General features: G+C 41.6%; 3 protein-coding genes. All 3 read left to right on the top strand.

The window, feature by feature from the left end; genetic code table 11:
• Nucleotides 1-103: 103 nt before the first annotated feature.
• The 3 genes from ACYVAA_RS22470 to ACYVAA_RS22480 all read left to right on the top strand — a co-directional run bounded on the left by ACYVAA_RS22470 (nucleotide 104) and on the right by ACYVAA_RS22480 (nucleotide 3293).
• Nucleotides 104-1768: a S41 family peptidase gene (locus ACYVAA_RS22470; protein WP_460546226.1), complete on the top strand. Its 1665-nt coding sequence runs from the start codon at nucleotides 104-106 to the stop codon at nucleotides 1766-1768.
• A gap of 329 nt (nucleotides 1769-2097) precedes the next feature.
• The gene (tsaB, locus tag ACYVAA_RS22475) at nucleotides 2098-2790 is read left to right on the top strand and encodes a tRNA (adenosine(37)-N6)-threonylcarbamoyltransferase complex dimerization subunit type 1 TsaB (protein WP_460546228.1); all 693 of its coding nucleotides are present in this window, start codon (nucleotides 2098-2100) and stop codon (nucleotides 2788-2790) included.
• Nucleotides 2787-3293, top strand: a complete 507-nt coding sequence (locus ACYVAA_RS22480; RefSeq protein WP_460546230.1) for a DUF2480 family protein — start codon at nucleotides 2787-2789, stop codon at nucleotides 3291-3293. Before tsaB ends, ACYVAA_RS22480 begins: the two co-directional genes overlap by 4 nt.
• Nucleotides 3294-3735: the final 442 nt, after the last annotated feature.

Here is a 3735-nt window from a genome sequence, read left to right on the forward strand (position 1 = left end):
GTTTATGTATCGCCGGATATCGAAGATTTCAAGAAAATACAATTCAAGATCCAGAAAGTATTGAAGCGCCTCGCTGCCCGGCAGGATTCTAATGAAATGCGTGATGAAGAAAAAAAATAAGATAATTGCAATTTTTCTGGTGTTGGTTGTTGGAGGAGGAATTCTGTTTTCATTCAAGGTTAAAAACGATAAACTTTTCTTAATAGCTAAAAACCTGGACATCTTTGCGTCTCTTATCCGGGAGCTTGACTCTTATTATGTAGATGAAATCAATCCGGAGGATTTGGTGACAGTGGGTATCAATGCCATGCTTGAAGAGCTGGATCCTTATACCACGTATATTCCGGAAGAGGAGTCTGCTGATTTCAGGACCATGACCACCGGTGAGTACGGTGGTATAGGTGCTTTGATCGGGAATAGGATTGGGAAAAATATGATTTTGATGCCTTACAAAGGCTTTCCAGCAGAGAGTTCGGGCCTAAGGATAGGTGATGAATTGTTGTGGATAGATTCGGTGAGTGTAGTGGACTTGGTTACTTCTGACGTTTCCAAGAAGTTGAAAGGTCCGGCCAATACCCCAGTGGAGGTGATTGTAAAGCGGAATCTTGATACCTTGGCTTTTGATATTACCAGGAAAAAGATAGTGATCACCAATGTGCCTTACTATGGGATGGTTAATGATAAGGTAGGGTATATTAAGTTGACAGATTTTACCACCAATGCCGGAGACGATGTGAGAAAGGCGTTGATAAGTCTTAAGGATCAAGGGGCAGAAAAGCTCATTTTAGATTTAAGGGACAATCCTGGAGGGATATTAAAAGAGGCGGTGGATATAGTCGGCCTGTTTGTTCCAAAAGGCAGGGAAGTAGTGAGTACCATTGGTAAATTGGATAATGTCAATGCCGAATACAAGACCAGCCGTTCGCCTGTGGATAAAAATATCCCTTTGGCCGTTTTGATCAATGAAAGGTCCGCTTCTGCATCGGAAATTGTGGCTGGTGCGCTTCAGGATTATGACAGGGCCGTTCTTGTGGGCAGGAAAACCTTCGGAAAAGGCTTGGTCCAAAGCACTATTCCACTTTCGTATAACGCTCAAGTAAAAGTGACGACCGCCAAATATTATATTCCAAGTGGACGCTGTATTCAGGAGATTGATTACAGTAAGCGAGATGGCGATGGAAGGGCAGTTAGCGTAGCGGATTCCTTGAGGCATGAGTTTACCACCAAAAATGGACGGAAAGTTTGGGATGGAGCAGGCATAATGCCGGATAAAGAAGTGGAGGCCAAAACTTATGCGCCTATTACCTATAGCTTAGTGGCAAGAAGTCTTGTTTTTGAGTTTGTTAATGGATTCTATTATGATCATGACAGTATTGTCTCTCCTCGGGATTTTGTGGTAAGCGAAGAACTCTATCAACAATTCGTGGCATGGTTGGAAGGGAAAGAGTATGATTATGTGACCAGGGTGGAGAAGACCATTGAAGATTTGGAGACTTTTGCCAAGGAGGAAAAGTATTTTGAGGATATTCAGCGTCAAATTGATTCCTTGAAGAATAGCGTTAGTCATAATAAAGAGCAGGACTTGGTGACCTTTAAGGGGGAGATAAAAGAAGCGCTGAAAGATGAGATCGTTTCAAGGTACTATTATGAAGGAGGAGTGGTAGAGGCTTCTCTTGATAAGGACAGTGAGATAGAGGAGGCAGTGCGGGTTCTTAGTGAAGTCGAAGAATATCATTCCATTCTTTTACCCGAGATGGCCAAAAAGTAATAGTGCAAGAAAATAACTTGAGCTCCTTTTTTAGAACAATCACTTGTTTTGAAGAAGGAGCTTTTTGTTTTTTATGTATATCCGCAAAGACACCAGTAGCTCTAAGTTAGCAAACCATCTCTCACAGAATGCACAGAAACCCACAGAAAAGGTTTTTATAATTCCGTGGAATTCTGTGGAATCCGTGAGAAATAAATTTACTGGTCCAATTCCGGATAATCGTATTGTTTTTTTGCCTTTGTCCTATGTGTTGACTAATCAGTCTAGTAGGGGGGATGGGTTGGTGAGTGATCCTTTTTATTATCTTTGCGTCAGAGTTGATCAAAAAAATGATGAAGTTGATTTTATCCATAGAGACGGCAGTAGCAGTTTGTTCAGTGGCTATTCATGAGCAGGGAAGGTTGTTGGGGCTGATAGAGCTGCATCAGGAGAATGTTCATGCCCAGAAGTTAATGCCGGCAATCAATAGTTTATTGGAGCAGGTGGGCGTAACTACCAAAAAGCTAAGTGCGGTGGCGGTTTCGGAAGGGCCTGGTTCTTACACAGGGCTGAGAATTGGCGTGTCAACAGCCAAGGGTATTGCGTATGCCCATGGGATTCCACTGATCGGGGTGGGGAGTTTGGATGCGATGGCCAAGCAGGCATTGCCCTGGGTGGAGTCTTCTGATATGATCGTGCCAATGGTCGATGCGCGCAGAATGGAAGTTTATTGTAAGGTGTTCAATGGCCAACTAGAGGAGTTGTCTCCGCTGAGACCTGTAGTTGTTGATGAAGGTTCGTTTGGTGAGCTTTTCGAGAAGGGGAAGGTTTATTTCTTAGGGGATGGTGCTGAAAAAGTGTCTCAAGTAATTCATCATCCTAATGCACGCTTTTTAAATTATACGAACTCGGCTGTTACGGTGGGGGAAATGGCGTATGAAAAGTTTTTGAAAGAAGATTTTGTAGATGTGGCTTACTTTGAGCCGAACTACTTGAAGGAATTTAGGGTTGTGAAATCAAAGAAAAACCCATTGGCTATATGAGTGAAATTGTAAACAGAGTAGCAAACAGTCCCATAGTGACTATTGACCTGGAAGCATTTTATAAGAAAAATGAAAGAGAGCTTTTTGATATAAGGCCGTATTTGTTTCAGGAACTGGTGTTGAAAGAGAAGGATTTTAGAAAGGAGCTCAAAGAAATCAATTGGGAACAATACAAAGGGAAATGTGTGGCGGTTGATTGTACTGCAGATGCCATTGTTCCTACCTGGGCATTTATGCTGGTGGTAAGTTATCTTGAGGGGCTGGCGGACGAAGTTGTCGTCGGTGACTTGGATGATCTTGAAAAATATTTGTTTCAAAAAGCACTGCGGGAGTTGTCTCCAGGTGATTTCGAAGGGAAGCCGGTTGTTGTAAAAGGCTGTAGTAAATATCCTGTTCCTCTTTTTGCTTATGGGGAAGTGGTACGTTTTCTCAAAGGCAAGGCTAAAACAATTATGTATGGAGAACCATGTAGCACGGTTCCGATTTACAAGCAGCCTAAATAAAGGGATTTTTTGCCCTCATAAAGAGCGAGTTGTCCATAATTATGATAAAAAAAACGGGGCTAGCTTGGTAAAATTGAGAAAGAGCTCTATGTTTGCATTCCCATTCGGGGAGAGCATGACAAAAGGTTGTGAAAAAGCATTGAAAAATCGGTTAGGTTGAATAAGTAAAGAAAAAAATAAGATCTTTTTTTTGCTATTAAAAATTAACCTTTTACCTTTGCAAACCCAATCGAACGGAAGGGGAGTTGAGCGCTGAAAAGCTGAAAAAAAAACTCAAAAATAAATTTGACAGGTTGTTTTCAAAATAAAAAACTTTTTCGGAGCTTTGCACAGCGAAAAGAAAAAGAGTCCTTCTGAAAACGTTCAGAGATAGAAAACAAGCCAATCACGTAAGCGATTACGTCAATATCGGAACAGTCCGATAGAAAAGTTCATTGAAGTG

Source organism: Echinicola sediminis, from assembly GCF_054777495.1.